Here is a 25,514-nt window from a genome sequence, read left to right on the forward strand (position 1 = left end):
TATGCCTGAATATGCCTGAATATGCTTGAATATGCCTGAGAGAACCTCTCCCGATTTGAAAGCTCGACGGCGAGACGGGTGCGTTCCCAGCCAACGCCAATGGCGATCAGCAACGCTCGTTTTTCTTCCCGGTCTTTCCACCGTTCGGCTAGCCAGGCGGCCAGACCGCACCGTACCTCCGCGAGGTCGCGCCGGTCATAGATCTAATAGCGCGCTCATGCCGGGAGTTCAGAATCACGTAGCGGAGCCGTTCCTTCAGCTTTCAATAAGCGCGGCAGGTTGGTTAGGACTCAGTGCCATGCTGATTGCCGCGGCGGCACCTTCACCGACGCATCCACGCGCTTTGTTGGTGGCGGTGATCGCGCAGCCGAGAAGGCATGCCCCCCAAGTTCCTTGGTGACCTGCTTCACCTTCTGCGTCGAGACGCCTTGCACGTACATGTCGGACTACGCCACGACCAGCGCCTTCTCCGAGCGCTGATAGGCCTCGAACAGCTCGGTCGAGGACCGCCCCTGGCAATCCTGGGCACCTTTCAGCTCGAACTTGGCAGCCCGAGTGATCAGTGAGCGCGTGTAGCTGCGACGATAGCCAAGCCGCGCTTCGGTGCGCTCCCCTTTCTCCGCCTTTCTCCGCGCCAAGCGTCTCCGTCATCTCAGCTTCAAGCGTCTCCTGCACCGCAGCCTGGATCAGCGGTTTGAGGAGCTCCTTACCCAAAGCGACAGTTGTTGACGGCAGAGACATCCGTCCTAATATTCGCCGCTGTCATTCCGGTCCCTGCTCACCTCCGAGGGGCGATCTTCGAAACCACCGGACTTACCATGAGCGCTCCCGCCGCTGAATTTGGCGAAACCTCCCGCACAACACCATCACGGCTTGGGCTTGCCGCGCACCAGTTTGCAGGACGGCCCTGGCTGCGCAACGAAAGTTCCCGACCGTCTGCTTTCAGCTTCCTGCCGGAGAAAAGCTCGCCAACAGTGCTCGTCGTACAGTGGTTTCCTCCCGGAAGGTGGCCTGCACACATGGACCGCGCTGACGACCGAAAACGTTAGCACTCCGAAACAGACTCTTGGCTCATAAACTTGGCCCGATTTGGCTGACTTCGCTACGCGCTTCTTGGCGCGAATCCCCCATTGTGAACAGCCGTCTCACGCAGGCGCTTTGTTTGGCGGCAGTTCTTCAAAGCAGCTGTCTCGGAGATCAGCCGGGCGGCTTTGTCCATGGTGTCGACCGAGACATTCCGTCGAGAACGCCGATCTTGATTTCGAACATACCCGCGTCGCTTCTCGGCCCGCAGTCGGGCCGTACGTGCCGTCGCTGTGCTGAGACTCGGGCCTTCTTAGAAAGGCATCGACACTCGTGTTCTCGTCGATTTAATCGATCCACACTGGACTGGGTTCGGTGGAGGCAAACGTGATGTTCGGCGACTGATCGTCGGTGGAGGCAGAGCTCAGCCATTCGATTCCGGCAAATTGCCCCGAGGCACCTGGTTGGGAGGTGTTCTGATAGGGGCGTACGTACTGGCGGGAATATCGAGTTCGATTTCGCGTAAAACCTCCAGTATCGCTTCGGGACGATTACCACTCTCAAACATCGCGTATTTGAACGCTTGAGCGCGGCTCACGAACAGACCGCCAAAAACGCCATTTCGTTCGCGCGCGACCCAATTTCCGCGACTGTTCCTTCCAACAAAAATGACGGTTGATGGTGCACGGTAAGCTAAGGGAAGTCTGACAAGACCCATGCTTTAACCTCCTTCGAACAGCAAAGGTGGAGCACAATCCGGCCGCTTGTCCCGTTGAAGGTCATGCTGCTGCGCGATTGCCGATCGAGCTTTTCGTATTTGCTCGCAACGCGTGTCCATCCGGCGATGGCAGCACCAGAGAGGCTCCAAACGAGCGGTCTGTAGCGGGCCGATCGCTCAAGCGTATTCTCGTGCTGTCGTCTCTGCCGGCCATTGCAAGACAGCCACTCCTAAAAGTTACAGGGTCTGCGATCCTCGTCCTCCCAACCTCATACAGGAGGCGCCTTCATGACTGTCAGCCTCAAGTAATCTCTAACTAGCCTGAGCGCCTGAATCTCCTCCAAGAAATAGTAGAGGTTCATCATGAGTTGATCTGAGGCCGCAAACAGGACTAGCTCTATACGACCGATTCCATGAATGATGCGGCCTGATCTTCTCAGACATCATGACGCATCTCCTCCCGTCCCCGAGCGAGGTCGCCGTCGGCGTGACCGAAGATCATGTGGACCATCAGCTTCGTCAGCGTATGGCGCGTCTCCGCGGGCAACGCCTGCCATTGCGGCGTCTGCGCCGCGGCGGTGGGCGGGTCGCAGAACAGATCGAACTGACGTGCATTGCTGTGAGAATGGCGGTGAGCGGTAGGCGGGCGCATGGACATCTCCCCGCTTCGCGTCGTGAGAGCCCTATGCTGCGCTTGAATCCGCAATTGCGATGGTGGGCCAGAAACCGACGTCACATCCTGCCGCAGCGTTGCCAAGGCGGTGAGGACCGCAATGTCAACATAGGGAGTGGCGCCAACACGCCATGTCGCGCGAGCCGCCCGATCAAACATCCAGGCCGGAATCTCCAGCCATCGCGCAGATCCCCGACCAGAGAGGCTGCAACGGAAAACCTCTCTGCCAGCCTTCTCAACCACCTCATGAATATGGACCAGGCATCCGGCCCAAGGATGCCACGGATAAAGAAGCTCGTACTCCGTGATCCCGTGGGCGTTCCGTCGACGTGTTGTATAACAGCAGGCGTCTCCATTCGAGTCTTGACGGCACCACGCTGGATCAAGCTTCACCCCGCGGCCACTCCGCATGGCAGCCTAAACCCCGGCAGAGCTCCACCTATCGACGCGAAAATTCTGTTCAGACAAACGGGACCAGCTCAAACATCGTTGGTGCGGGTCCGTTTCCAGGACAGAAGCTGGTGACTCTAAAGCCGCTGAATATCTCACCCCAGCGAATAAATCTGCAGAGGTTGAATATAAAAGGGCCGGAACGATTCACGAATCCCTTAAGATGCAGGGACGAAAGGTCGAGACTGCGACGTCATCGAGGCACGACGGCGAGAGACAAACAATTACGCAAAAGTGCGAAGCAGTGGCAAGTTTGGCGCATTGTCGCTTTTCCGTTACTGACGTTGTCAATAGGACAAGTTGCGACGAAACGAGCAACCTTAACATGATGCAGCGCGGCTGATTGAAGATGATGATGTGTGTTGCGGGCTGCTTCTCGAGCGCGATCTGATCGTGGCGTTTCCCGAACATGCGGGGTGAGCTCGACACGCCAACCGTACGACAGGTGATCCGTGTCCAACATCCGCCGGAAGGAACGTCAGATTCAGCTATGCGCGCCGACTCCGTTGGCACGATGGTTGCTAACCAGATGCCGCAGCAACGGGTCTGAGTGAGCGCAGACAGGCAGGACAAGCTTGCTCTCCCTTTTGCTGTCGCAATCCATTCGTTTGCGCCTGAATAGCATTATCCGGCGTACAGACCGAAGTTGGGAGATCACCGCCATGACTAAAACGTCGTTGATGAATGATATCGTTGCCTCCGCTGATGTCCTCAAACGTGGAGCCCGAATTGGCGCCGAAATCCGGAACGTCAAGCTTGCGGGTGATTTGCCGGAGCCGATGATCACTGCGATCAACAACTTGGTGCTAAAGCACAAAGTGGTCTTCTTCCGCCGCCAGGATCATCTCGATGACGGCGAGCAGGAGAGCTTTGCTCGTCGTTTCGGAACGCTTGTGCCGCATCCGATCCTAGGTGCCACGAAGGGAACGTCTTCTATCCTTGATGTTGATTCCGCCCGGGCCGGAATGCGGGCAGACTTATGGCACGCTGATCATACGTTCGTGGATGCCTATCCCAAGATTACGGTGCTGAGAGCGGTTGTGGTCCCAGAATTCGGCGGCGATACAGTGTGGTCAAACACGGTGGCTGCTTATCTTGACCTACCGCAGCCGCTGCAACGGCTTGCTGACGAGCTCTGGGCTGTTCACAGCAACGTAATCGATCATGCCATAATGCCCCGCGCCAGCGAACTCGACAAGAACCATTTTGACCAAGTTTACACGAAAACGGTCTATGAAACCGAACATCCGGTTGTGCGTGTCCATCCCGAGACTGGCGAGCGGACGCTTGTACTCGGTGATCGGGTGCGGCGTTTTGTTGGGATTCCGAAATATGACGGCCAGAAGCTGTTCGATTTGCTGCAGGCTCATATCGCCGCGCCCGAAAACACTGTGCGCTGGAACTGGAAGGCAGGCGATCTCGCGATCTGGGACAATCGGGCTACCCAGCATTATGCAGTAACTGATTACGGCGATCAGCATCGCGTCGTTCGCCGCGCCACCGTCCATGGCGACGTGCCAGTCAGCGTCGACGGCCGGCACAGCAGCGTTATGCGGGTCAAGACGACCAAATAGTCGCCCGCGCACATCGCGTAAATACGCATTCACGAGTTCGTCCTCTGGTCGGCCCCGAGGAAGCTGAGGTGCCCAGGTTCAGTGAACTAACAGAAACAGATGAATGCAAGAACGCATTTTGGAACCCCAAAGATAAAGAGGCGGTGATCCCTACGGTGCTGGCAAGTAGGGTGAGCAAGGTCGTGCGGTCGACCAGTTCAAGACACACCATGGTTGCCAACACGGGTCAGGCAGTGCCGGGCCGCTTCTCACGTCCAGAACTTCTGGCAGAGACTCGATCGAGACGTTGCGCCGGGGCACCACACACCGGCAACCCAGCGTCCCGCCGGGGTGAAGGTCTTAGCCGGCCCTAGCAGCGTCTTCGTACGCTGCTGGGACTAAGGTGGATAGGCGATCTGGAGCTATCCATGCCCGACCGCCGCTGTGAGCCCGAGCCCAGGCGAGATCTTTCACATCGACATAAAAAGATCGGTCGTGTTGAGTGCGCCGGCCGTGCATCATCGGCGACCGCACCGGCCAGCGCGCCCAGGAATGATCGCGTTTGGTTTGCGCGCGTTCAGGCGAGAAGTGGCGACCTTGGCCGCCTCAAGTTTCGATAAAACTTGGGGGCAAGGTCAGCCCGATCACAATCCCGTTTTGTCTCCGGTGCACACGGACCTGATCTGCCGAAAGCAGCGAGTAGCCGAGCACGGGGTCGCTGCCACCATTTCAGATCGGGCGTCGCTCCGCTCCATGTCTCGACGCGAGCACGACCAAGCGATACAGACCTCATACGCCGCTGCCGCGCTTGTCATAAGTGCAACACCGTCTACTTCTCTGTAGGCGAAAGCGGTGACACAAGAATGTCCCTGATCCGCTCCAGACGACTGTTTAATCTAGTAGCTGCACAAGCAAGGCGAGCAATGCTTTACTTCAGTTGGACTAGTGGAGCAATGGAACTGCCTGCACAATTTTACGCATTCTGCTCAGCCGTTGACCGCACTGTGTCACCAAATCACACTGGAGAATGACATGCAATGGCGGACAGTTCACTCCGACCGTAGCCGTCCTGTCACAGACCTTCGGAACAACGCTTACGTAATTGGACAGAGCAAGCCGTCCTTCGATGCGTCATACCTAGCTGATTTCATGACGACCACCGAAGATTGCAGGACCGCAATAACCATTCCTTCGGTGAACCGTCCGCCTAAAGATTGTCCGCAGGTGCTGGATTTTGTGGGATGCTCCTACTTAGGGTTGGACAATCATCCGGTAGTTATCGCTGAAGCGATCGAAGCGCAGCAATCGCTGTATTTATCGTCTGCTCGAGCGCGCCTCGCTCTCGATCTTCTGCGAGCACTTGAAGAAGATCTCTCCGAACTGTTCTCCGCGCGAGTACTCGTTTTCTCGAGTGGCATGCTCGCCAATCTTGGCGCGATGCCCATTCTTGCTTCGGGTCGTTTAACTGGCGGAACAAAGCCCCTGCTTATATTTGATAGCTCTGCACACATTTCGCTCGGCTATCACAAGCCCGTGGTCGCTGATGTGACGAGGGTAGAAACGATCCCACACAACGATCTTCGTTCGCTTGAACGGTTGTGCCGCGAGAACGCGGTGGTCGCCTACGTGTGCGATGACCTCTGCTCGATGGCAGGCTCTTCGCCGCTTGAGGGACTGCGTCAACTCCAGGAACGTTACGGGCTCTTTCTCTATATCGACGATGCTCACAGCATATCAATCGTCGGACATCATGGTGAAGGATTTGCTCGCTCTCGGTTTTCACAAGTCCTCGGTGAGAGAACGATCATAGCAGGCTCACTGGCCAAGGGCTTCGGCGCGTCGGGCGGGCTGTTGATGCTCGGAACAACCCGACAAGAGGCGCTGTTTCGGCAGCACTGCGTTCCGTATGCACTTTCGTCGCCTCTGAATCTGGCCGCAGTTGGCGCAGCGCTCGGCTCCTGCAAGATTCACCGCTCGGCAGAGCTTGGCGAACGACAGAGGCGCATAGCGGAAAGAATCAAGGTTTTTGACCATCGTATCGCAACCGCCGAGCACGGCAGCTTACTTCCGATCAGAATGATCTCCGCCGGATCGGAGACCAATGCGATTGCAATTGCAAGAACTCTTCTCAATCGTGGGTTTCATACCCAGGCCACATTCCTTCCAAAGACCGCACCAGGAACAGCGAGCATCCGGGTACGCATTACAGCAGAGCACGAGCTTGGGAACATAGAGCAACTATGCGACTGTATCTTGGATACAGTCGCCGCGACGACCGGAAAACCTTACCCCTTGAGGTGACATGACGTCCAGCGCTGGGGCACTCCATCTAATGTCCCGAGTCACAAGTTCGCAATCGTAGATTCCCAGTAGATTCGCATCGCTGTGCCAAGGATGGAGGCTGCAGCAGCGACGGAGGATCTGATGGCGGTCCAGCAACTTGCTTCCCTGACATTGAGCGATGAAGAGCGTGCCGAACTGAGGTCGCTGACGATGCGGCGGAAGACGGCGAAGGCGCTGGCTCAGAGAGCCCGGATCGTGCTGACCTGCGCGGAAGGCGGTTAGAACAAGGAAGTGGCAGCGAAGCTGGGTCTGGACCGATCGACGGTAGGCAAGTGGCCGCGGCGTTTTGTGGAGCGGCGCATGGACGGGCTGCACGAGGAGCCGCGCTCCGGGAGCGCCACGTACGGTTGACGATGCTCGCATCGAAGCCGTGATCGCGAGGACGTTGGAGAGTTGCCCCGAGAACGCCACCCTTTGGAGTTCCGCGACGCGGCGAAGGCCAGCGGCCTATCGGTGTCGACGGTACAACGCATATGGCGGGCCTTCGGGCTCCAGCCGCACCGGATGAAGACGTTCAAGCTCTCGACCGATCCAACTTCGTGGCCAAGGAGCGCGACGTTGTGGGCCTCTACGTCTCGCCACCGGAGCACGCTATCGTCCTATGTGTGGACGAGCTCCCAAATCCAGGCGCTGGACCGCAGTCAGCCCATGCTGCCGATGCGTCCCGGCCAGCCGGCCCGAAGAAGCCATGACTACACGAGGCACGGCACCACACCGTCGACGTTACGAGCGGCCGGGTCATCAGCAAGTGCTACGGAGGCCACCGTGCTGCTGAGTTCCGCAAGTTCCTTGACGAGATCGAGGCTGCGGTGCCGCGTGAACTCGACGTCCATCTCATCATGAACAACTATGCCACGCATAAGACCCCCTTGATCCGAAAATGGCTGGCTACACGGCAGCGTTGGCAGTGCACCTGACCCCGACCAGTTCGTCATGGCTCAACCAGGTCGAGCGCTTCTTCGCGCTCCTCACCGACAAGAAGATCAGGCGCGGCATCTATCGCAGCGTCGCCGCTCTCAGGGCTGACATCACTTGTTTATCGACCGACACAATGCCGATCCAAAACCGTTCCGATGGACTAAGTCCGCCGATGACATCCTTGCTTCCATCGAACGCTTCTGCCAATATAATGCCCCGGCAAACACGACCCAATGTCGCTAACTTATGGTTCAGGACACTAGTACTGGACCGCTCCCGGTTGATGCGGGACTTGGAGGATGGAAGCGCGCCAAACGTTACGGAGCGGAACCATCTATGTCTCAGGTGGCGTCACCTCCATCGACAGGCGATCGAGCGGGCTCTGCGCCGCCCGGATCGAATCGACGGCGACCCGCGCGTATCGAGCTGTCGACGACAAATTATTGTGCCTTAGCAAGCCTGGCTGATTCGGATGTCGGTTCCGTTCTCGAGAAGCTGTGTCGCGAAGCTGTGACGCAGCGTGTGGATCGTGACGCGCTTGGTCAGGCCTGCAGCCTTCACGGCAACCGACAGGCGGCGTGCAACACCGTCTGATCGCATGATTGTCGTCTCGTCCAGGAGCCAGATAAAGCCGCGACCGGGCGAGACACCAGTATCTGGAGGGCGCGGACGTCTAGCAGCCCTAATCAGTCAGGCGATCGGCCAAATAGCGGCTGAACTGGGCTCAAATCAGTCATCTCGATACTCGTGTCTGAGAGGGCTAACACACACATCCTCTCAGCAAGGGGGCGCTCTACGCCACCTCCCCTTACACCGCGGCAGCGGCTTCCTTCAATCCACAAGCATTCATTCAGATGGACTAAAGCTCTAGGTCTATGTGGCGTATCCATCCGAGCTAGGCCGCGGACAGGGGCTCACCGATTCCACCGCTTGAGGAGTTCGGCGTCCTCCTTGTGCATCCTGATGAGCTCCGTCAGGTTTTGATGTCGAAGTCGGTGAACGCCATGACCTGGTCGTCACCTATGCCGTAAACCCAGATGACGCCATCCTCTGTGTCCATTCCGTTGGCCACGTCCCAGAGCCATTCCTCGTCTTCGCCGAGGTCTTTTGCGACGCGAACGATGGTGACGACGGCGTAACCTTGTTGACGTGCATGGCTACGCCGCCTGGGCGGAGGACCTCGACGCAAGAGGCGTCCAGTTCCAGGGCAACAACTCGTGCAGGCGCTTCTGCGGCATGTCGGGGCGAAGACGTCGGCAAACCAGGCTTTCGGGTCGATGTCGTTGAGACGAGCCGTCATGATGAGCGTCGCCATCATGGCGGCTCGCTCGGCCCCGCGGTCGGAGCCGGCGAACAACCATGCCTTTCTTCCCAGCGCAAAACCGCGCAACGCTCGCTCGGCCGCTTGGTCAGGCAGATCCTTCCGTCATGGACAAAGCGAGCAAGGCCATCCCATCGGTTGAGCAGATAATCGATCGGCTTTGATCACGTTGGACGAACGCGAGAGCCGGGTGGATTCCGCCCGTAGCCAAACCTCAAAATCGCTCAGCAGCGGCGCGCTTCTGTCTTGGCGGACCCGCAGCCGCTCCGCAGCACTCAACCCTTGGATCTCGCGCTCGATCTCGAACAGCTGGTCAATTCGACGGACCGCTTCCAGCGCAATGGGCGAGATCGCCGTCGCCGCCCGCCCGCGCCGCGCGTTCTGGGCGATATCGGCCAGTTCGATGAATGCTCTGCGGCCGTGCGCCCAGCAGAAGGCGGCCGTGGCGGGCACCGCCTTGTGCCCGGGATCGAAGAGCGCGTTGAACCCGTTATAGGCGTCGGCTTGAAGGATGCCGGCGAAGTTCTGAAGATGCCGCGCTGGATGTTCGCCGCGCCGATCGCGCGAGGCGTAAAACAGCGCCCCCGGCGGACCTTGCCCGCCAAATGGCCGATCGTCGCGGACATAGGTCCAAATCCGCCCGGTGTCCGTCTTTCCGCGGCGGAGAGCACATGGGCTTCGATCAGTTCAAAGATAGGGCTGACCGCGAACGCTCCGGCGGCAACCTGGTCCGCCAGCGTCGAGTCCGACAGGTCGATCCCCTCGCATTTGAAGCGCTGGCTCTGTCGGTTTAAGTCGGTTTAACGGCTGATGCTGACCAAATTTGTCGAACAGGATCGTCGCCACAAGCTGCGGTCCGATATAGCCCCGCGGCGTGGCATAGAACGGTGCCGGTGACTGTGTGATTGCCTCGCAGTCCCGGCAACTGAACTTCTCCCGCTCCGTGTCGATCACCTTGAACCGGCGTGGGATCTCCTCCAACGTCGAGGTCACGCTTTCGCCGAGCTTCGACAGCCGCGCCGACCCGCAGCAGGGGCATTGCGTCGGAGCCGGCAGGACCACGCGTTCTCGCACGATGTCGTCGGGGAAGGCCTGGCGGACGGGCCGCCTGCGCTCAACGAGCGCACGTCTGCGTCTTGCCCGCTGCCTTCTCGGCTGCAAGTTCATCCTCAGTTGCAGCCGCCTCAAGCTCCTGAAGCTCCAGCTCTAGCTGATCGAGCAGCCGCGCCGACCGCTCCGAGCGCGTGCCATAGAACATCCGCGGCAGCTTCTCGATCTCGAGCTTGAGGTGGGCGATCAGCCCTTCAGTGCGCGATTGCTTCGCCTGCTGAACATGATCCGACCCGATGATCGACTTTGCTGAAGCAGATTATCTTCGTCGCATTCGAGGGCAAACTCGGTTGTGCTCATCCGACCCGTGACAAAGAGGAACGTAGCCCTTCCTCATTGCTGAACCTGCCGCATGCTTTCGGCAGCGCCGGTCAAGTCGCTAAGGCATGCCACGCGATCACTTTGCCCAGGGCTCGAACCGAGACCGCCGTACCTTGCAAAATCGCTCGACCGGCGAACATGGGCGGGCCTCTATTAATCTCTCTGTCGCGATAGGGTCCGGTCATTTGGGAGACTGGCATAACAATAACTTCCGGATACTGCGCCATTAGCTGACTAAGAGCGAGGCCAACCGGAGACTCGTCTTCGATGCTCATCGGCAGGTCCTTGCCCCAAATCAGGATGTCGAACTCACCGCTCTGTCCGAGCAGCCGCATGCAACGGATCAGGATTTCAGTGTCAAAAGCACTCTGAGCACTCAGATCCAGCGGATTGAAGCAGTTCGCAAATCTCGGAAGAACCTCTGCCAGTTGCATGCGCAATTGGTCGGAGAATGAAGCGAGTTTCAAGCTGCGCGTCGACAAGATCAGGTCGGCCATGATATTGCCCATTCCACCTGAAAAACTTGCAAATGCTACGCGATTGCCACGCGGCCTGCGGCACGCGTTGAATGCCACGACGGTTTCGACCAAGTCCTCGGCGGAATCAACCGTGATCACGCCTAGGTCGTCCAACAAACGGATGTCACGTTCGTAGGTGTTCGCGGCCTCTGTTGCCGTATGTCGGTTTATTCCCTTTCGCACCTCGGGATGAGCGCCGACGCGCAACATAATGACGGGCTTTCCTTGTTGCCTTGCGCGCGTGCAGGCAATGGCGAAGTTTTCTGGATCCTTAATGCCCTCGCAGTAGCTAACGATAATTTTGGTTTGCACATCGTCAGCGAAAAAATCGATTAGTTCGGCTGTCGTGACGCTGACTTCGTTACCAGTGGTCGCGATCTTGCTGATCCCAATACCCCTTCCCATTAGCGGATGCATCATCGTGATCATCTGTCCGCTTTGAAAGACACCACTAACGGCTCCTGGCACGATTTCGGGTGTCTTACTGTCTCCTACGGCAATTATCGGCCGATGCAGATTGATCACTCCTAGAGTATTGGGACCGATGACGACTGGTGTCGTCGAGTCACTTGCCCAGCGCTGAATTTGCTGCTGCCTTGTGCGGCCTTCCTCAGAGCCGAGTTCCGCGAATCCGCTCGAGATGATTTGTGCGACACCGACAAATTGTTGCTTGCATTCTTCCAGCACAGCAAGAATGTTCTCGGCCCGAACACATAGCACGGCAAGGTCGATGTGGAAGGGAACATTTGAGATGGAGCTGTAGCAGTCCACGTCGTCAACCATTGCGTAGTTCGGGTTAACGGCAGCAATGTTTCCAGCAAAGCCGGAAGACACAATACTGTTAAGAATATTTTTCGCGAGGCTCGGTTTCGGTGAGGCACCGATCACGGCAACTCCGTCCGGTTCGAAGAGGGATCGAAGATTACGTTTAACATTGGTCGTCTCGTGCTTGTCAGACTCCTGCGCGTGTGAATACATCCCGCTCTCCTGTCACTGCATGTTTCCGCATTTCACATGGCAACTAATGTGCCAACGGAGCTATTAAGCTTCTGAGCCGTTTTTTTGAGAGAGGTTCGCGCCACAGGGGTGCCGATTCTGCCCTACAGCCGCCCCATCCCTGTCAGAAGGTAGACAACGACCAGCGCCAAGTTGCGCGCGATAACGACAAATGCCGCGGCGATGCCTCAGCCGCGCTGGACAGCATTCTCACTCTCATTGAAGCTTGCAGGAGATCCGCTCAACTTGGTCTGCGAGACAGCTAGATTCTTGATCTATCCTCCGGCAGGGAAATACCTTCAAGGCTCGGTGGTGGCAGATTAGAGTGTTTCGACCGTCCTGGCTTCGACTTTGCGCAAGCGCGATTTGAATTTAAGCAGATTGTAATCGGGCGAGCAGGGCGTCGACAGCAGGACGCTGGCGCCGCGGACCTCAATGGCGATCCGGACGGTGGCACTTTTGCGTGCCGTCAGATTGTTCAACACCATGATTCGCCCGCAGTGAGGGGGTACCAATACCTGTCCGACATAGCGACTAGGGCCAAGGCCGTTCATAGGTCCGACGCGATGCGGTAACGGTAGTGCAGCGTACACCAGCGGAGAAGGTCGTGGTCAGCCAATGACCATGCGGGACTGGGGCGTGGCGACGTCGGACCGCGTTTCGGCGGCAGTAAAGCCGCGCTTGTGCCGGTCTCGTCGATAAAGCCCAGCTTGTCGGAATCAAGCCGCGGCGGGAGTTCGCGCCGATTCTGGCCCGCCGCCGCAACGTCGGCCTTATGCCGCTCGGCTGTGAGCGCCTTTTTTTGAACGTTACGCCTCATCGCGGCCGAGCAAGCGCCTAATCGAGCTCGGTTCAAACGAGCTCAAATCCCGATTTGAGCATCTCGGCGATCTCAATCAAGGTCATGTACGACTTGCGTCGATCACACTCATAAGGACATCATGAGTTCCAGATGCACTGCGAGCGATCTTCGCCGCCCTGTCGCTTGAGCTTTGTCGCGCCACTGTCGCGCCATTCCGGACAAAGCGCGTGATGCCCATGCGGACTCTCTCGCGGTTCAAAGGCGCCGTTGAGAACCCCCACAAGGCGATTTCGCCATCGCACCCGCAAGACCCTGAGATGGGTCTCTCACGAGCTTGCAGAAAAGCCTTGTCCCAGAGGTCCACCCGATCATACGCATAGGGATCGGCAAACCCGTTGCCGAAGCCTGGCAAGTTGCGGCCGGCTGCCTGCGCCAGTAACTTCGGAAGTCGCACCGGATTGTAGGCGCTGGCAGCGCGGACAAAGGCCATTCGACGCGGCTAGGACCACGGCATCGGGTCGCCTCTCTTGTCGCGCGACCGTCTTGATCAAGCCAAATGCCTGCTCGAGCGCTTGGGGATGCGCTTACTTTGGGATAGCTATCGTGGCGGGTCGTTCGTCCCCTCTCGCAGAGCTGCGCTCGATGGCATCATCGCCGACCTTCTCGGAGCCAATGGATCACCGCAGCGGCCTCTCTGGAGAGCGGCTCTTCAATAGCTGCTAAAGACGCTTTTGTGGGGATAGTATGCAGGATCAGCAGGTATGCTGTTAGCTCTTCGATAGGTGAAGTCGGAAAGTTGCACATAAATCGGCAGTGCGGAGATTCCTCTCTCGCGACAACAGCGGACGTCATTCGCCCCACGGCAGCGCATGTGCGACCCTAATGCAAATCAGAAGCGACGGCGGCGATCAGCTACGGTAATAAGCTTTTCAAAGATCAAAATGTCGGAATACTTCCCGCCATTCGAGAAGATCTCTGGAAAGCAGCCGGCGCGTGAGAACGCATGTTTCTCTATGAAGGAAACAACGTCGGGCGTATCTTCAAACGTCATTGCCAAAACGCAGTGCAGATCAAGGATTTTTGCTCGATTTAAAAGAGTACGGACAAGCGCGCAGCCGACCCCCTTACGACGAGCGGAATGCTGAACATAGATCGACATCTCGGCTGTATGCCTAACGTCTTCCCTGACGCGATACGGCGTGAATGCCGCCCAACCAACCACGGCGCCATTACTTGCGCAAGTATACGCCTCAACTCCTAAATGGGATTCGGTTATGAATTCCTCCATTTCCTTGACGCTCCAGGGACGCATTCCTTGCGTTGATTCCCTTGCGCGACATGCTGCGTTGTAGATCTCTGTCACGCTTGGAAGGTCACCTGCTCGTAACCGGCGCACTTGGTACGACATCAGAGGTCCTCCAGTCTCATTACGCTGTATGGATAGTTATCTGAGTGCCGGTCTGCGAGCAACGCGGCAACCTACGAGATTCCGTAGCTTGTGCGGACACATGCGATTGTGGCTTGTTCCGCGTTTGAGCACACAGGCGAGTCTTCGCATGTAAACGACTGTTTTGATGCAGAGGACGAGAAAAGCAGCGGCGTCTGGACTCTTGGAGCGCATGGCACGTTGCGACGCCCAGGACGCACGCACAGACAAGAACGGACGGTCAGGCGAATGTTCCGACGCGCTACTTTTGCTGATGCCCACGATATCGCAAGGATCTACAATCAGGCGATCAAGCCGGGCATCTTTGCTATAAATCCAATCGCTCCAGACACTCACAACGAAAGGATCATCTGGCTGAAGGAACATCAAGATCCCTATCCAGTGTTCGTCTATGAGAACGAAAATCATAGAGTGATTGGCTGGTGCTCCTTGAGTAGATTTTCTCTGCGCCCCGAATATACAGGCGTCGCCGAGATATCCCGCTACATTGATGAGAATCATCGAGGGAAAGGACTCGGCGGACTGATGCTTGCACATTTGATTGAAACGGCTGCCAATGTGGGACTGCGACTACTAGTCTCAAACGCATATGAAAGGAATATCGGAAGTATAAAAAGTATTGCTCCTGTCTTTCAGCGCGTCGCAGTGTTACATGAAGTGGCACGCGTGCACGGTGAATGGCAGAACGTTGCATGGTTCTGGAATAAATTACGTTGAGCCCTGATCTGCAAAGGGCCTGCGGAAATTTGACGTCAGATTGCGGCGTGGATAGCGCAGCTCAAGCTTGAGTTCCGGAGAGTTTCGACCTGTCAGCGCTATCGATAAGAGATCGTTGGACACCAGAGAGCTGAAGCTGCGAAGCGGCTCCGAAGGATTGGCGCGCCGATGGACATGATCGATCACCTGTGACCGATACACGTTATGCAGAAGGAAGTGCGGATCGAAGTACTCCATTTCGGGACCGCACGGCTTTGTCACTGCCTTGGCCTCTCTCACGGCCAGCTATCGCGGCGCGAGGTGTCGACCGGTATCGTCCGGTCGCCGTCTACCGGTCGCGTGCACGCAATCGCCAGGCCGCCGCATCGGTTTTCGCCGCCGATTCTGCCGTCCTAAATGCGCCGCTCGAGGTAATGCTGCCGGGTTGTCGGCCTCCGGCATCGGCGGCCTGAGGAACGGCTGGCTCGACGAGTTATGCCGCCTGGCAGAAGCGCGATGCGTTGGCCAAGCGTTACGTCTATACGGCTATATTTGGGTTGATGGCTTCCATCTCAAAGCTCGCCTGGAAGATGAAAAGCAATGCAGCTCGTGCTGATCGGCTACGCCGGCGACCGCAAGAAACAGGTCGGCTTCACCGGTGGTGCCCCGGAGAACGCGCTCCATTGGCGCGATCTGCTGCTCGATATGAAGCGGCGCGGGCTCGAGGTGGTCCCGCAGCTCGTCATCGCCGATGGCGCACTCGGGTTCTGGAAGGCGGCCGGTGAGGTCTGGCTGCAAACGCGCGAGCAGCGCTGCTGGGTGCACAAAACCGCCAACGTTCTTGCCAACCTGCCGAAGAGCCACCACCCGAGGCAAACGAATGAACGCGTGTTGCATTAGATCCGGATGCCAAAGCCGAGCGGCGTTCGTCGCGTTCATCGAGAGCTACACGCTGAATAAGAGAAGGCGACGTCGGAAAACGTTGCCGAAATGAATGTTAGGCGGCCGTCGTGAGGTGGATAAGGGGTTTGATCGTCATGCGATCGTGGTGAGCTTGAAGGGCCGCACGCAGAACTGACAATTGCTTATGTGCCGTCAATCGCCGGAAGCCCTTCGTTGGCCTCGATCATGCCAGCTGCGATCCATCGCAAGGCCATACCGGCATCCGCCAGCGTTTGACGTTGCGCGTGACGCGGCGAAATGGTGGCCAGTCGAGGCCTTCGAGGATGCTGGCCGCTACGCCGGGCCAATGCTGGTCGAGTCGACGTGCGAGATTGCGGATAAAGTCTTCAGCCTTGTCGGCGTCATCGAGCTCCCAGGCGTGCCCGACCGGTGGCCGCATGATGCTCTTTCGGCAGGCGTTCCATGATGTTGCGCGCCTTGTGGATCTTGCAGCGCTGGATCGCAGCGACCGAAACCGAAGGCGCGGCGGATCGCCTTCGACAAGGCTTTCGCGCAATCGGCTATGTCTTGGGACGTTGGGTCATGGCCGCGCGAGATCAGGTTGTCCAGCAGTGCCTGAACCGTTGCGGCATCTCGGTTTCCCCTTCCAGAGCCAGCGGATGCTTGTTGCCTTCGGCGTCAACCCCGATCGCGGCTACCAGCATGAGATCGTCGCCGAGATACAGCCCGTCGATTTCGACCACCAGAGGGGCGAGCGCGGACAAATCGGCAGCCATGACGTCGGCCAGCCGCCCGGCCGATAGCGCCACGAACCTCGGCGAGGCCGCCGACTTCGCAACCTCCGATCCGGGCGGTGCCGGCACGTCACCTTCGGGCTGCCGGACAGCGCGGCCGAACCGGCGCGCGCGGCCGTTTCCCAGCTCGGGATCGTGACCTCGCGGCCGTCCACGCCCCGGGCCCGCGGGCGCTCGAGCTCGATCTTGCCGCCGCCGCCCCGTTCCCGCGTCGGCGCCAAACGGTGCGCCCCCACGCCGCGTCACGACCGTGGCGCGGCCCGGAGGCTGCCGTGACATCCACCTCCATCATCGTGCCGATCGCTCAGGCCCGGCGTGATATTTATCGTCATGGCGTTGCTCTCCTTCGTGGAATCAGCACCCAGAGCCTATTGGCTCAAGGTGGGCAACGCCGGCCTCTTGAGAAATTCAACAGAACCCGGGACATCGCCAAATGAAGCTACCGCTCCGTATGGCAGCCTAAGCCCGGCAGAGCTACGCAGCTATTGGGCGGTGCGCTCGCAATGAGAAGCGGAATAGCGCAGCCGCCCTGCGACCGTCCATTCCACCATGAACCACCCCGGTTCGACCCGCACCTAATCGTCGACAACTATTCATGCGACGTCTGCCACAAGGGCGTCGTCTCAAGGCGTATGCCCGCTTCCAGTTGCACCACGCGCGTAGCCGAGCTCAAGAGCGCTCTTATGGATACCTGGAGAACTACAATCCGCAGGCGCAATCCTCGAAAATAGTCGCCCGCTAGGGAATGAGCATTACAACGGGGACACCAAGCCTCCTCTCGATATCATCTTTGGAGCTCCAATATTATATCGGCTCATTAGGAGATTCGCATTGGTGACGGCATCATACACCGGCAGCTGCATCTGCTCGCGCAGATGTTGCGTCACTATTGGAAAACCTGCGCACTCAAATAAGATGACCTCGACGTCATGATATCGCCTACACATAAGTGCGATTGCGGCCTGCAGATCATAGGATACCTGCAGAGTCGTGTAGTTATTTTCGGGCCCCGACATGGCTTTCCATGTCTCGGAATGTTCGATGCCGCCGATTGCTATTCGATCGTATGACTCAACACCGGCGCATTTTAGCAGATCGAACGTCAATGCTCTTGAGTCGAATGTCAATATGCCGACACGTCCCTTCACAGTCGCCATGAGATAGGGCAGGAGCAGCAAGCAGGAGGTCGAAACTGGCACTGGTACGGCCTGCATCATTGCGTTCTGATACTTGATCGTGAAACCGCAATTGCTCGTGATCGCGACTGCTCCATCACCCACCAACTCTTTTGCTGCCCCTATGAACGCCTCTTTCAATGTGTCGTCCTCACCACCAAAAACCACGTTCCTGGTCCAAGCACCTGGAACCTGCCGATAAATTGTGGGAAATGGAAAAGTATTAGGATTGCTGAGCGACCCGGCCATCGTCTGTGGCGTATTCTGTAGCTGCAGTATACCAAGTGCGCCGCTGGTATGGGTCATTTCAAATCCGGCTCCCGCAAAAAATCCCAACTCATTCTAGCTCCGGCCTGCGACCAAGATCGCAGCGCCACACCAGTTCTGGCGCGTCATCCGCCAGCTGGAGATCTTGCTCCAAATTCTCTTGCGGCGCCGCTGAGACGTTCATTTCGTTCCGAGGGATGTAAGGTTCTTCGCGGACAGCTATCCATGCCGGGGTCCAATCAGTCGATACTGTCCAGTACTTAGTCGACGAATCTAGTAGCATGCGGATAATCGGACACATTCGCATACCGATGCGTTATTTCGTCATCTACTGCTATGTCGTCTATCGCCACAATGCTCGCCCACACTCCAGACGCTGTATCGGCCCACAGTATTTGTGCATTCGGGCTGGATGAGTGATTTACTATCGAGATTAATCCGAAAACAACGTAGCCTGCCAGCGGGTCACATTTGACTTCTCGATCAGGCCGAACGAAGTAGTACTCGAAGAGGCCTGTGCGATTTAGGAGCTGGGCTTGAGCATGATCAAATCCCCACGTTGGAGCTCGCTCAATTACATCTCCGATCTTGAACGGAATATTTGCAAATACACCGCGGCCCTTTCGTGGTGCAGTTTTGACATACACAGTACCGCTGCGGTCAAAGACGCTCTCCGCCATCATGTCGTTCTTTTCAGTGCCGGGCATTAAGCCGCCTCTATTGTTTCACCATTCCTGGAGTACCCATTGATGGTCTGGCGTTCGCAAGCGGAGTTGGCTCTGGAATACTGACCTCAAACGAGCCGAGCGCGCGGGGTGCCAGGTACCCGACATTGCGTTGGCCCTTGTCTCCGCCAAGAATCGTGGGTACGGAACGCGACCCGCACATTGCTGGATGAACGAGCGGACGCATCTTCTCCATTGCGAAATTCGAAACGTTCATTCAGTTGCCTCCACTCTCAACAAGAGCATATAGCTGATTCCAGGCGCTTGATAACCACCTACGTAGATGGGCTGCCAAGATGCGTAGGCAACCTTAGCTGCGGATGACAAAAGTTGAGAAGCCAGATAGAGCAGCCGACCCGCTTCGTTGAGCCGATGCAGATGTGGTCCTCCCCGCAGCGAGTTCACCAACCACGCCATCCTGACTTGGGCGACCAGAGTCGCGCCCCATGGGAATAAATCGCCCGGGCAAGCCCATGCTAACGCTCATCGAAAGCTTCAACGAAGGGCTGCGGGATGAATTATTGAACGAGACGCTGTTCACCTCGCTGGCCTGGTATCACACTCGGATATTGGCGGGCCGATTACAACAACACACGACCGCACGCGCAGGCCCGGATGGAAGACCCCGTCCGTGTTCGCGACCACTTCCCAACCGCGCCGGGATCTGCGCTGCGGTATGCCGAAGGCTCCACGCCAGCTCCCGTCACTCCCGGCACGGCCGCGAAACCCGAGGGATAAGCCGAAAGCTGAGGCCTGCGTCGGAATCGTCGAACGCTGGCTGGTAGGGCGGCTGCGGACCCCAACTTTTTACAGACTGGCCGAACGCAACGATGCGATCGCCGAATGGCTGGGCAAGCTCAATGACGGAGGTGTGCTGCGCCGGTATGGCCGCACACGGCGTCAGCCGTTCAAGGGATTTAACGCGCCGAATCATAAGCCGCTCCCGGCGAGCCGTGGGTCCGTTCCGAATGCCGGCGATACGAGATCGAACGAGACTACCAATCGCTGCCCTATCGCTTCGCCCGTCCGAGATAAAGTGCGGATTTGTGCGTGAAGGTTGAACGCATCCTCGGGGGCGAGTGGATCGCGCGCGCACATGCGCGGCAGCGGCAACGGGCGGCACACGAGGATCGGCGCCCACGTGCCTCCAGCCAGCGGCGTTATGGCGCGTGGACGCCGAGGCAAGCCGGATCGGCCCGATGCTGCGCCCGCTGATCGACCGGATCATTGGGGATCGGCCGCATCCAGAACAGGGCTATCGTACGTGCCTGGGGATCATCCGGCTCGAGAAGCGCATTGGCGGCGAGCGCCTCGACACGGCCGCGCTGCGCGCGATTGAGATCCAGGCTCGCAATTGTCGAGCGTCAAACCCATCCTCGAGAAGGGCTCGATAGCGTTTCAATGCGCGCTCCCCCGAGCGCAACCCAATCATACACAGCAACATTAGAGGCTCGGAATACTGCCATCGGCTGACCCGCCCCACACTCCACTTGCTTACCCGCTCCGCCTTGTCGGCATGGCCGAGGCAACGAGCCTCGCCGACACCGAGGAGGTCCATTGTCTCGCGGCGTTGCTGCTGCACGATGGAGCGACTTGGCGTAACAATCGGCGCTTGGCGCTTCGTCTTCGCAAGGCAAAATTGCGTCATCACGCCGTGCCCGAGCAGGTCCACTAAGGGTCGGCACGTGGGCTCGACCACAAGTTGTTTGACATCCTGCTCAACGGAGACTGGATCAATACCACGAAAACTGAGCCATTGTCGACCAAACCCTCGTCGGGAAAAGTTGGCTTCGCTGTGCGCTCGATCAGAAGGCGTTTCGGGACAACCACTCTGTACTTTAGATCCGGCTGCAGCGACTGTTCGCAGAACTGGACCCGCGGGGCTACGGCCGACCCGCGTCGTGGATAAAGAGCATCGCCACGAGCTCCTGATTTTGGACGACGAGGGCCTCCAGGCCATCGACGCCAATGCCGTCATTATCTGCTCGAAATCCTTGAAGACCGCTACGGCCGACGATCGTTGATGCCGTGCTTGATCGCCTGCTTCAGAACGCTCACAGGCTCTAACTGAACGGTGACTCCATTCGTTCGCCCCCCGGTTCCTCCTCGGCCTTGATTACATTGTCGGCCGATGAAGTTCGAGACTGCAGCGAAGTTGACCGGCCGCTACGGCACTGTTTGGGGGTGATCTTCCCCCAAAAAAGTGGACATGGATCAAGCCGATTTTAGCTCCATCTCGACCGGGCTGATATAGCCGATGGCCGAGTGTCTTCGGGTCTGATTGTAGAAGCCTTCGATGTAAGCGAAGATGTCGCGCTCGGCTTCATTGCGGGTCTCATATTGACGGTGATGGATCAGTTCGGACTTGAGGGTGTGGAAGAAGCTTTCCATCGGGGCATTGTCGTAGCAGTCGGCTCTGCGGCTCATTGAAGGCCGGAAGCCGGCGGCTTGCAGTGCTTGGCGGTACTCGGTTGAAGCGTATTGGGCGGATTCAAACGGTCGTCGCAACACCAGGAGTTTGGAGGTTGCGATGAACGTTGTAAGGCGCAGATCGGCGCGGTCAGGACGAGCCCCATTGCCGTCGCCAGGACGGCCCTCTGTTGCCGGGCGCGATGAACAGAATAAATTTTGGCGGGCGATTGCCGCTGGGTTAAGCAGCGAAGATGCTGCACTCGAAGCCGGATTGTCACAACCTGTCGGAAGCAGATTATTCCGAAAGGCGGGCGGCATGCCACCAGCGATGTTCAGATCTTCGGCAAAGGCACTGTCCGGGCGGTATCTCTCGTTGAATGAGCGCGAGGAGATCGCACTTCTCAAGGTGCAGGGCCATTCCATACAGGAGATTGGACGTCGCCTGGGGCGGGCTGCTTCCACAGTCTCCCGTGAACTGCGGCGCAACGCGGCCACTCGCGGCGGCGGGTTGGAGTATCGGGCAATAACTGCCCAATGGCATGCGGATCGATCCGCCCGCCGGCCTAAGCCGACCAAGCTTGCGCTCAATGCAACCTTGCGCACTTATGTGGAGGAAAGACTTGCTGGCGGCGTCGTAGCCCCGACCGGCGCTCCCGTTCCTGGTCCCGCCGTTCCGTGGAAGGGGCGGCGGCATGGCCAGCGCAAGGATCGGCGATGGGCCAAAGCCTGGAGCCCTGAGCAGATTGCTCGACGCTTGCCGATCGACTTCCCGGACGACAAGACGATGCGCATCAGCCACGAAGCTATCTATCAAGCCCTCTTCGTTCAGGGCCGTGGCGCGCTACGCCGCGAGCTGACGGCCTGCTTGCGAACAGGGCGTGTGTTACGGATGCCCAGAGCGCGCGTACGCAGGCGAGGCAAGGGCTTTGTCTCGCCGGAGATCATGATCAGTGAGCGCCCTGCTGAAGCTGCCGATCGAGCAGTGCCGGGACATTGGGAGGGGGACCTTATCCTCGGTCTTGGCAGCTCGGCAATCGGCACGCTGGTCGAGCGCACGACGCGCTTTACGATGCTCTTGCACCTTCCACGGTTGGCGGGGCATGGCGAAGCTCCGCGCGCGAAGAACGGGCCAGCCCTTGCGGGACATGGGGCCGAAGCCGTGCGCGACGCGATCACGCGCACCATCATCACTTTGCCCGAAGAGCTGCGCCGTTCGCTAACCTGGGATCAGGGAGCCGAAATGGCTCAGCACGATCGTCTCAAGATCGATGCGGGTATCCAGGTCTACTTCTGCGACCCGCAAAGCCCATGGCAGCGCGGCACTAACGAGAACACCAACGGGCTGCTGCGGCAGTACTTCCCGAAAGGCACGGACCTGAGCATCCACAGCGCCGAAGAGATATCCGCTGTGGCAGCGGCCCTCAATGCCCGACCGCGGAAGACACTAGGCTGGAAAACGCCGGCGGAGGCGCTTGACGATCTTCTGTTATGAGTGAAAGTAACTGGTGTTGCGACGACCGTTTGAACCCGCCTTGTGTGCCGCGATCGGAATGATGGATCAGCCCGGGACCTGGTCTTTGCCCCTTGATCGCCATTCGTAATGCGGCGAGCGGCAGTTCTGCGCGCAGATGGTCCTCCATCGCCCAGCCCACGATACGGCGGCTGTACAGATCCATGACGGCCGCCAGATACAACCAGCCCTGGCCGGTCCAGACAAAGGTGATGTCGGCGAGCCAGACCTGATTGCGCATGGCGGCCGAGAAGTTCCGGCCGAGCAGGTTCGGCGCGATCGGCAAGCCATGCCCGCTGTCGGTGGTGCGGCATCGTCGCGGCCCGGCCGAGATGGCTCGAATGCCATGATGGCGCATCTGCCGCTCGATCCGGCCACGGCTTGCATGATGTCCCTGGGCTTTGAGTTCGACATGAATGCGCGGGCTGCCATAGCGGCCATGGCTATCGCGATGAACCCGCTGGATGCCTTCCAGCAGCGCTCGGTTAGCCAAGGCCCGGAGGCTTTCCGGGCGCGACCGCCAGGCATAGTAGCCCGCGGGCGAGACGCCGAGCACACGGCACATGATCTTAACCGGATAGTCCGTGCGGCGATCCTCGATAAAACGGAACCTCATGTCCGGGGTCCAGCAAAGATCGCGATCGACTTTTTTAAAATGTCGCGCTCCAAGCGCAGCTGTTCGTTTTCCCGCTGCAACCGCGCAATCACGTCAGCTTGGTCCGCCGACGGCACCGCCGCCTGCGATGTGGGCGCCACGGCGCTGCCGCCGGCTCTCACCGTACCCTGCTCCGCCACCCATCGGCTCAGCACGGAGCCGTCAAGCCCAAGCTCCTTCGATACCGACTTCGCCGAGCGGCCGCTCGACAAAACCAGATCAACTGCCTGCCGCTTGTACTCGTCCGAATAAGAACGTCGCTGCCGTTTCGTCATCTGACACCTCTTGCTGTGTAAGCTATAGGTGTCCACCGATTTAGGGGAGGCTCAGGGGCGCCTCCGGTCAGCTTCGCTCCGTCGAACGGCACCATCAAACTAAACGTGGTCTCTTCGGCAGCCGCTTGACCACTGGCAGCGATAGTGCCAATTGCCTTCATCGGTAGCTTCGCATGGGCGCGATCAGATTGGAACGCTGCGCGGCATCAGATCGGAATAACTGCACGCGATCATTGCATGATCCCAAGGTGATCGCAGTAAGCGAACCTCTGGTGTGCGGTGCTAAAGGACAAAACCATCCCAAAGCGCGTAGTCGCAGTGTTGAGCGCCGTCTACGAGGCCAACTTCGTCGGGTTCTCCTTTTCCGGTCGCAGCGGAGTCCTGGCCTAAATGACCGACGGCTGGACTGTGAGACATGCATGCCGCATTTCTTTGATGCGTCTTTCCATCGTGCTCAGTGAAAATGATGCGATCACTTCAGCATCAAAAACGGCAGTGACAGGAACCGTTCCCTCATCATGTCCAGGATCAATGATCGAACAAATTGGTAAAGTAGCCGCGATCTTGTACTTCCTACCAGAATCGGCAGGAAGGCTTTCTTTTCTTTTGCTGTACTCTTCAGGGGCCATCGGTTCTCGAAGGGCCCCATTTTGTACGTGCCGATAACCCGATAGGCGTGATACCTGCAAGGAAAAAACGCGCCCATGGAAGATCCGAAACGAACCTCATCAACAGCACGTGTGAACCGTGATCACTTAGACCATGTCCAAAGTCAAATTGTCTTTGCTCGACGCACACCTGACGAAAGAGCTCCCGAAGTTGTTTTGTCGGGACTCGACTCGGCTGCCAGTCCAATCAGGCATTGCGTCCTGCCGCCCTTGGTGGGCCACAATGTTACTATTCGCAACGCGCGGTCGATCGTGCGCGAACTATCGCTCGACGAGGAAGGCTTCACGCTAATTCAGCGCAAAATATCTTGCGTAAACGAGCGCGATCCAGCTGTTTTACGCGAGAGTTACCAGAAAGAAATGGTTCCTTTCATCAAAGATTACTTCAACGCGTCGTGGGTTGTGGCTCACCAACAATCGTTTGTTGTTCGTCATGGCAGTGGGAAATCAAGTCCGGAAGGATGCGAACCGATTGTATGGGCTCATCTTGATTTCGCGCCGGTCGCTGGTCCTATGTTTGCCGCCCTTGTGGACCAGTCGGAGGGCGTTCCGACAAGGCCGTATTCTCGATTGATGATCGCTCAAACTTGGCATGCTCTCTCGCCGCCTCCGCAGGATTTTCCCTTAGCGTTCTGCGACGGCGCCTCCATTCAGGATACCGATAGTGTTGTCGTAAACTACCGTTTCTTCAATACCACAACTAAGTTGTCGGTCATGCATTTCGATCCAGCGCAGCGCTGGTATTACTTTCCAGAGATGACCGCAGACGAGTTCATTCTGTTTAAGGGGTATGATTCCGAGGTTTGCTGCAACTCAATGGCGGCTCACGCGGCATTCGACAATCGTCGCGCCTATCCTAATGCAAAGCCTCGAGTGAGTGTCGAGGGTCGCTTCCTGGTGTACTTCGCTTGAGCGGTTGAGGTCTGCTGGAGGGATGCCGTTTCGCGCCGCGCTGCCCGAAGCGCATGTCGGTCTGCGACGACTATCCCCCGGCGACCGACGTCGGCGACCGTCACGTCCTCAATTGCTGGCTCGTAGCGAAGAAGTAACGATCATGGGGCCAAACGGTCGCACTGGTCGGAGAATCCGACTGCGGCAAGACCACCATCGCCAAGCTCGTGCTGAAGCTCGAAACGCCAACCTCCGGCGCCGTGAGCTTCGGTGGGAAGAGTCTCGAGGAGATGTCGCGCAAGGAGATCAAGGATTATCGCCGGCAGGTGCAGGCCGTGTTTCAGGACCTT

The 25,514-nt window shown here is 58.2% G+C and carries 21 protein-coding genes and 10 pseudogenes; 12 read left to right on the forward strand and 19 right to left on the reverse strand.

Annotated features, from left to right (window positions below):
• Positions 1-290: 290 nt before the first annotated feature.
• From BRA471DRAFT_RS40175 to BRA471DRAFT_RS37980, 3 genes and pseudogenes are all read right to left on the reverse strand, one after another.
• Positions 291-638, reverse strand: a pseudogene (locus BRA471DRAFT_RS40175) (transposase).
• 809 nt (positions 639-1,447) lie between these two features.
• On the reverse strand, positions 1,448-1,741 hold the full coding sequence (locus BRA471DRAFT_RS36305; protein ID WP_007605714.1) for a hypothetical protein: 294 nt from the start codon (positions 1,739-1,741) through the stop codon (positions 1,448-1,450).
• 436 nt (positions 1,742-2,177) lie between these two features.
• Positions 2,178-2,393 carry a hypothetical protein gene (locus BRA471DRAFT_RS37980; RefSeq protein WP_050992691.1) on the reverse strand — a complete coding sequence of 72 codons (216 nt, stop codon included), beginning with the start codon at positions 2,391-2,393 and terminating at the stop codon, positions 2,178-2,180.
• A 1,133-nt stretch (positions 2,394-3,526) separates the two neighbouring features.
• Between BRA471DRAFT_RS37980 and BRA471DRAFT_RS06910 the strand changes: the two genes are divergently transcribed.
• The 3 genes and pseudogenes from BRA471DRAFT_RS06910 (at position 3,527) to BRA471DRAFT_RS06920 (ending at position 7,921) form a co-directional block, all read left to right on the forward strand.
• Entirely contained in the window at positions 3,527-4,438 is a 912-nt protein-coding gene (locus BRA471DRAFT_RS06910) for a TauD/TfdA family dioxygenase (protein WP_007605717.1), read from the forward strand.
• A 1,011-nt stretch (positions 4,439-5,449) separates the two neighbouring features.
• Complete coding sequence (locus tag BRA471DRAFT_RS06915) at positions 5,450-6,718, forward strand: aminotransferase class I/II-fold pyridoxal phosphate-dependent enzyme (protein ID WP_007605719.1); 1,269 nt, start codon at positions 5,450-5,452, stop codon at positions 6,716-6,718.
• 123 nt (positions 6,719-6,841) lie between these two features.
• A pseudogene (locus BRA471DRAFT_RS06920) lies at positions 6,842-7,921 on the forward strand (IS630 family transposase).
• Positions 7,922-8,012: 91 nt separating this feature from the next.
• Here the strand turns inward: BRA471DRAFT_RS06920 and BRA471DRAFT_RS40065 are convergent.
• The 8 genes and pseudogenes from BRA471DRAFT_RS40065 to BRA471DRAFT_RS06940 form a co-directional block, all read right to left on the reverse strand.
• Positions 8,013-8,333: pseudogene (locus BRA471DRAFT_RS40065) on the reverse strand (tyrosine-type recombinase/integrase); the annotation flags it as partial.
• Between the two features lie 318 nt (positions 8,334-8,651).
• Positions 8,652-8,996 carry a transposase domain-containing protein gene (locus tag BRA471DRAFT_RS40180; RefSeq protein WP_371258335.1) on the reverse strand — a complete coding sequence of 115 codons (345 nt, stop codon included), beginning with the start codon at positions 8,994-8,996 and terminating at the stop codon, positions 8,652-8,654.
• A gap of 69 nt (positions 8,997-9,065) precedes the next feature.
• Positions 9,066-9,635, reverse strand: a pseudogene (locus BRA471DRAFT_RS40185) (transposase); the annotation flags it as partial.
• A gap of 51 nt (positions 9,636-9,686) precedes the next feature.
• Entirely contained in the window at positions 9,687-10,166 is a 480-nt protein-coding gene (locus BRA471DRAFT_RS40190) for an IS66 family transposase zinc-finger binding domain-containing protein (protein ID WP_371258303.1), read from the reverse strand.
• Entirely contained in the window at positions 10,114-10,257 is a 144-nt protein-coding gene (locus tag BRA471DRAFT_RS40195) for a hypothetical protein (RefSeq protein ID WP_371258304.1), read from the reverse strand. Before BRA471DRAFT_RS40195 ends, BRA471DRAFT_RS40190 begins: the two co-directional genes overlap by 53 nt.
• Positions 10,258-10,480: 223 nt before the next feature.
• Positions 10,481-11,926, reverse strand: coding sequence for a CoA-binding protein (locus tag BRA471DRAFT_RS06930; protein ID WP_007605723.1), 1,446 nt, complete (start codon positions 11,924-11,926; stop codon positions 10,481-10,483).
• Between the two features lie 338 nt (positions 11,927-12,264).
• On the reverse strand, positions 12,265-12,432 hold the full coding sequence (locus BRA471DRAFT_RS37985; protein ID WP_157233990.1) for a hypothetical protein: 168 nt from the start codon (positions 12,430-12,432) through the stop codon (positions 12,265-12,267).
• Between the two features lie 1,203 nt (positions 12,433-13,635).
• On the reverse strand, positions 13,636-14,154 hold the full coding sequence (locus BRA471DRAFT_RS06940; protein ID WP_007605725.1) for a GNAT family N-acetyltransferase: 519 nt from the start codon (positions 14,152-14,154) through the stop codon (positions 13,636-13,638).
• A 267-nt stretch (positions 14,155-14,421) separates the two neighbouring features.
• On the opposite strand from BRA471DRAFT_RS06940, the gene BRA471DRAFT_RS36320 reads away from it, so the two are divergent.
• Both BRA471DRAFT_RS36320 and BRA471DRAFT_RS37380 read left to right on the forward strand, forming a co-directional pair.
• Positions 14,422-14,910, forward strand: coding sequence for a GNAT family N-acetyltransferase (locus BRA471DRAFT_RS36320; protein ID WP_007605732.1), 489 nt, complete (start codon positions 14,422-14,424; stop codon positions 14,908-14,910).
• A gap of 276 nt (positions 14,911-15,186) precedes the next feature.
• Positions 15,187-15,841: pseudogene (locus BRA471DRAFT_RS37380) on the forward strand (transposase); the annotation flags it as partial.
• A 45-nt stretch (positions 15,842-15,886) separates the two neighbouring features.
• Here the strand turns inward: BRA471DRAFT_RS37380 and BRA471DRAFT_RS40200 are convergent.
• Positions 15,887-16,090 (reverse strand): annotated as a pseudogene (locus tag BRA471DRAFT_RS40200) (IS256 family transposase); the annotation flags it as partial.
• A gap of 9 nt (positions 16,091-16,099) precedes the next feature.
• Positions 16,100-16,887, reverse strand: a pseudogene (locus BRA471DRAFT_RS36325) (transposase); the annotation flags it as partial.
• Between BRA471DRAFT_RS36325 and BRA471DRAFT_RS38715 the strand changes: the two are divergent.
• A complete protein-coding gene (locus BRA471DRAFT_RS38715; RefSeq protein WP_198287918.1) occupies positions 16,859-17,023 on the forward strand; it encodes a hypothetical protein in 165 nt (54 codons plus the stop codon). The pseudogene BRA471DRAFT_RS36325 and the gene BRA471DRAFT_RS38715 overlap by 29 nt on opposite strands.
• Positions 17,024-17,338: 315 nt before the next feature.
• On the opposite strand, the gene BRA471DRAFT_RS06955 is transcribed toward BRA471DRAFT_RS38715, so the two are convergent.
• Positions 17,339-18,067 carry a hypothetical protein gene (locus BRA471DRAFT_RS06955; protein ID WP_007605733.1) on the reverse strand — a complete coding sequence of 243 codons (729 nt, stop codon included), beginning with the start codon at positions 18,065-18,067 and terminating at the stop codon, positions 17,339-17,341.
• 221 nt (positions 18,068-18,288) lie between these two features.
• Positions 18,289-18,735, reverse strand: coding sequence for an SET domain-containing protein-lysine N-methyltransferase (locus BRA471DRAFT_RS36330; protein WP_083843143.1), 447 nt, complete (start codon positions 18,733-18,735; stop codon positions 18,289-18,291).
• Between the two features lie 412 nt (positions 18,736-19,147).
• Here BRA471DRAFT_RS36330 and BRA471DRAFT_RS39415 point away from each other — a divergent pair.
• From BRA471DRAFT_RS39415 to BRA471DRAFT_RS39935, 3 genes and pseudogenes are all read left to right on the forward strand, one after another.
• Positions 19,148-19,491: pseudogene (locus BRA471DRAFT_RS39415) on the forward strand (transposase); the annotation flags it as partial.
• Between the two features lie 431 nt (positions 19,492-19,922).
• Positions 19,923-20,147: a hypothetical protein gene (locus BRA471DRAFT_RS37990; protein WP_157233991.1), complete on the forward strand. Its 225-nt coding sequence runs from the start codon at positions 19,923-19,925 to the stop codon at positions 20,145-20,147.
• Between the two features lie 507 nt (positions 20,148-20,654).
• Complete coding sequence (locus BRA471DRAFT_RS39935) at positions 20,655-20,777, forward strand: hypothetical protein (protein ID WP_256379922.1); 123 nt, start codon at positions 20,655-20,657, stop codon at positions 20,775-20,777.
• 190 nt (positions 20,778-20,967) lie between these two features.
• Here the strand turns inward: BRA471DRAFT_RS39935 and BRA471DRAFT_RS39225 are convergent.
• Positions 20,968-21,237, reverse strand: a pseudogene (locus BRA471DRAFT_RS39225) (IS3 family transposase); the annotation flags it as partial.
• A 46-nt stretch (positions 21,238-21,283) separates the two neighbouring features.
• On the opposite strand from BRA471DRAFT_RS39225, the gene BRA471DRAFT_RS06970 reads away from it, so the two are divergent.
• Positions 21,284-22,657, forward strand: a complete 1,374-nt coding sequence (locus BRA471DRAFT_RS06970) for an IS30 family transposase (RefSeq protein WP_007597145.1) — start codon at positions 21,284-21,286, stop codon at positions 22,655-22,657.
• Here the strand turns inward: BRA471DRAFT_RS06970 and BRA471DRAFT_RS36340 are convergent.
• The 3 genes from BRA471DRAFT_RS36340 to BRA471DRAFT_RS38000 all read right to left on the reverse strand — a co-directional run bounded on the left by BRA471DRAFT_RS36340 (position 22,587) and on the right by BRA471DRAFT_RS38000 (position 24,234).
• Positions 22,587-23,291 (reverse strand): IS3 family transposase, encoded by a 705-nt coding sequence (locus BRA471DRAFT_RS36340; RefSeq protein WP_157234124.1) that lies wholly within the window; start codon positions 23,289-23,291, stop codon positions 22,587-22,589. The genes BRA471DRAFT_RS06970 and BRA471DRAFT_RS36340 overlap by 71 nt on opposite strands.
• Positions 23,288-23,605, reverse strand: a complete 318-nt coding sequence (locus BRA471DRAFT_RS36345) for a transposase (protein ID WP_007605735.1) — start codon at positions 23,603-23,605, stop codon at positions 23,288-23,290. Before BRA471DRAFT_RS36345 ends, BRA471DRAFT_RS36340 begins: the two co-directional genes overlap by 4 nt.
• A gap of 386 nt (positions 23,606-23,991) precedes the next feature.
• A complete protein-coding gene (locus BRA471DRAFT_RS38000) occupies positions 23,992-24,234 on the reverse strand; it encodes a hypothetical protein (RefSeq protein WP_157233993.1) in 243 nt (80 codons plus the stop codon).
• Between the two features lie 75 nt (positions 24,235-24,309).
• Here BRA471DRAFT_RS38000 and BRA471DRAFT_RS06985 point away from each other — a divergent pair, with 75 nt between their 5' ends.
• Positions 24,310-25,185 (forward strand): CmcJ/NvfI family oxidoreductase, encoded by an 876-nt coding sequence (locus BRA471DRAFT_RS06985; RefSeq protein ID WP_007605736.1) that lies wholly within the window; start codon positions 24,310-24,312, stop codon positions 25,183-25,185.
• A gap of 206 nt (positions 25,186-25,391) precedes the next feature.
• A pseudogene (locus BRA471DRAFT_RS39940) lies at positions 25,392-25,451 on the forward strand (hypothetical protein); the annotation flags it as partial.
• Between the last annotated feature and the right edge of the window lie 63 nt (positions 25,452-25,514).

It is taken from the genome of Bradyrhizobium sp. WSM471, from assembly GCF_000244915.1.
Taxonomy (GTDB): Bacteria; Pseudomonadota; Alphaproteobacteria; order Rhizobiales; family Xanthobacteraceae; genus Bradyrhizobium.

Excerpts from the sequence above, each read along its gene's own strand:
- BRA471DRAFT_RS36340 (WP_157234124.1), bottom strand. The coding sequence starts at position 23,291 with ATGAGGTTCCGTTTTATCGAGGATCGCCGCACGGACTATCCGGTTAAG.
- BRA471DRAFT_RS06940 (WP_007605725.1), bottom strand. The coding sequence starts at position 14,154 with ATGTCGTACCAAGTGCGCCGGTTACGAGCAGGTGACCTTCCAAGCGTG.
- BRA471DRAFT_RS06970 (WP_007597145.1), top strand. The coding sequence starts at position 21,284 with ATGAACGTTGTAAGGCGCAGATCGGCGCGGTCAGGACGAGCCCCATTG.
- BRA471DRAFT_RS06930 (WP_007605723.1), bottom strand. The coding sequence starts at position 11,926 with ATGTATTCACACGCGCAGGAGTCTGACAAGCACGAGACGACCAATGTT.
- BRA471DRAFT_RS40190 (WP_371258303.1), bottom strand. The coding sequence starts at position 10,166 with ATGAACTTGCAGCCGAGAAGGCAGCGGGCAAGACGCAGACGTGCGCTC.
- BRA471DRAFT_RS40195 (WP_371258304.1), bottom strand. The coding sequence starts at position 10,257 with ATGTTCTATGGCACGCGCTCGGAGCGGTCGGCGCGGCTGCTCGATCAG.
- BRA471DRAFT_RS37980 (WP_050992691.1), bottom strand. The coding sequence starts at position 2,393 with ATGCGCCCGCCTACCGCTCACCGCCATTCTCACAGCAATGCACGTCAG.
- BRA471DRAFT_RS37985 (WP_157233990.1), bottom strand. The coding sequence starts at position 12,432 with ATGGTGTTGAACAATCTGACGGCACGCAAAAGTGCCACCGTCCGGATC.
- BRA471DRAFT_RS36305 (WP_007605714.1), bottom strand. The coding sequence starts at position 1,741 with ATGGGTCTTGTCAGACTTCCCTTAGCTTACCGTGCACCATCAACCGTC.
- BRA471DRAFT_RS40180 (WP_371258335.1), bottom strand. The coding sequence starts at position 8,996 with ATGATGGCGACGCTCATCATGACGGCTCGTCTCAACGACATCGACCCG.
- BRA471DRAFT_RS06985 (WP_007605736.1), top strand. The coding sequence starts at position 24,310 with ATGGAAGATCCGAAACGAACCTCATCAACAGCACGTGTGAACCGTGAT.
- BRA471DRAFT_RS36330 (WP_083843143.1), bottom strand. The coding sequence starts at position 18,735 with ATGCCCGGCACTGAAAAGAACGACATGATGGCGGAGAGCGTCTTTGAC.
- BRA471DRAFT_RS36320 (WP_007605732.1), top strand. The coding sequence starts at position 14,422 with ATGTTCCGACGCGCTACTTTTGCTGATGCCCACGATATCGCAAGGATC.
- BRA471DRAFT_RS36345 (WP_007605735.1), bottom strand. The coding sequence starts at position 23,605 with ATGACGAAACGGCAGCGACGTTCTTATTCGGACGAGTACAAGCGGCAG.
- BRA471DRAFT_RS06955 (WP_007605733.1), bottom strand. The coding sequence starts at position 18,067 with ATGACCCATACCAGCGGCGCACTTGGTATACTGCAGCTACAGAATACG.
- BRA471DRAFT_RS06910 (WP_007605717.1), top strand. The coding sequence starts at position 3,527 with ATGACTAAAACGTCGTTGATGAATGATATCGTTGCCTCCGCTGATGTC.
- BRA471DRAFT_RS38000 (WP_157233993.1), bottom strand. The coding sequence starts at position 24,234 with ATGGCCCCTGAAGAGTACAGCAAAAGAAAAGAAAGCCTTCCTGCCGAT.
- BRA471DRAFT_RS06915 (WP_007605719.1), top strand. The coding sequence starts at position 5,450 with ATGCAATGGCGGACAGTTCACTCCGACCGTAGCCGTCCTGTCACAGAC.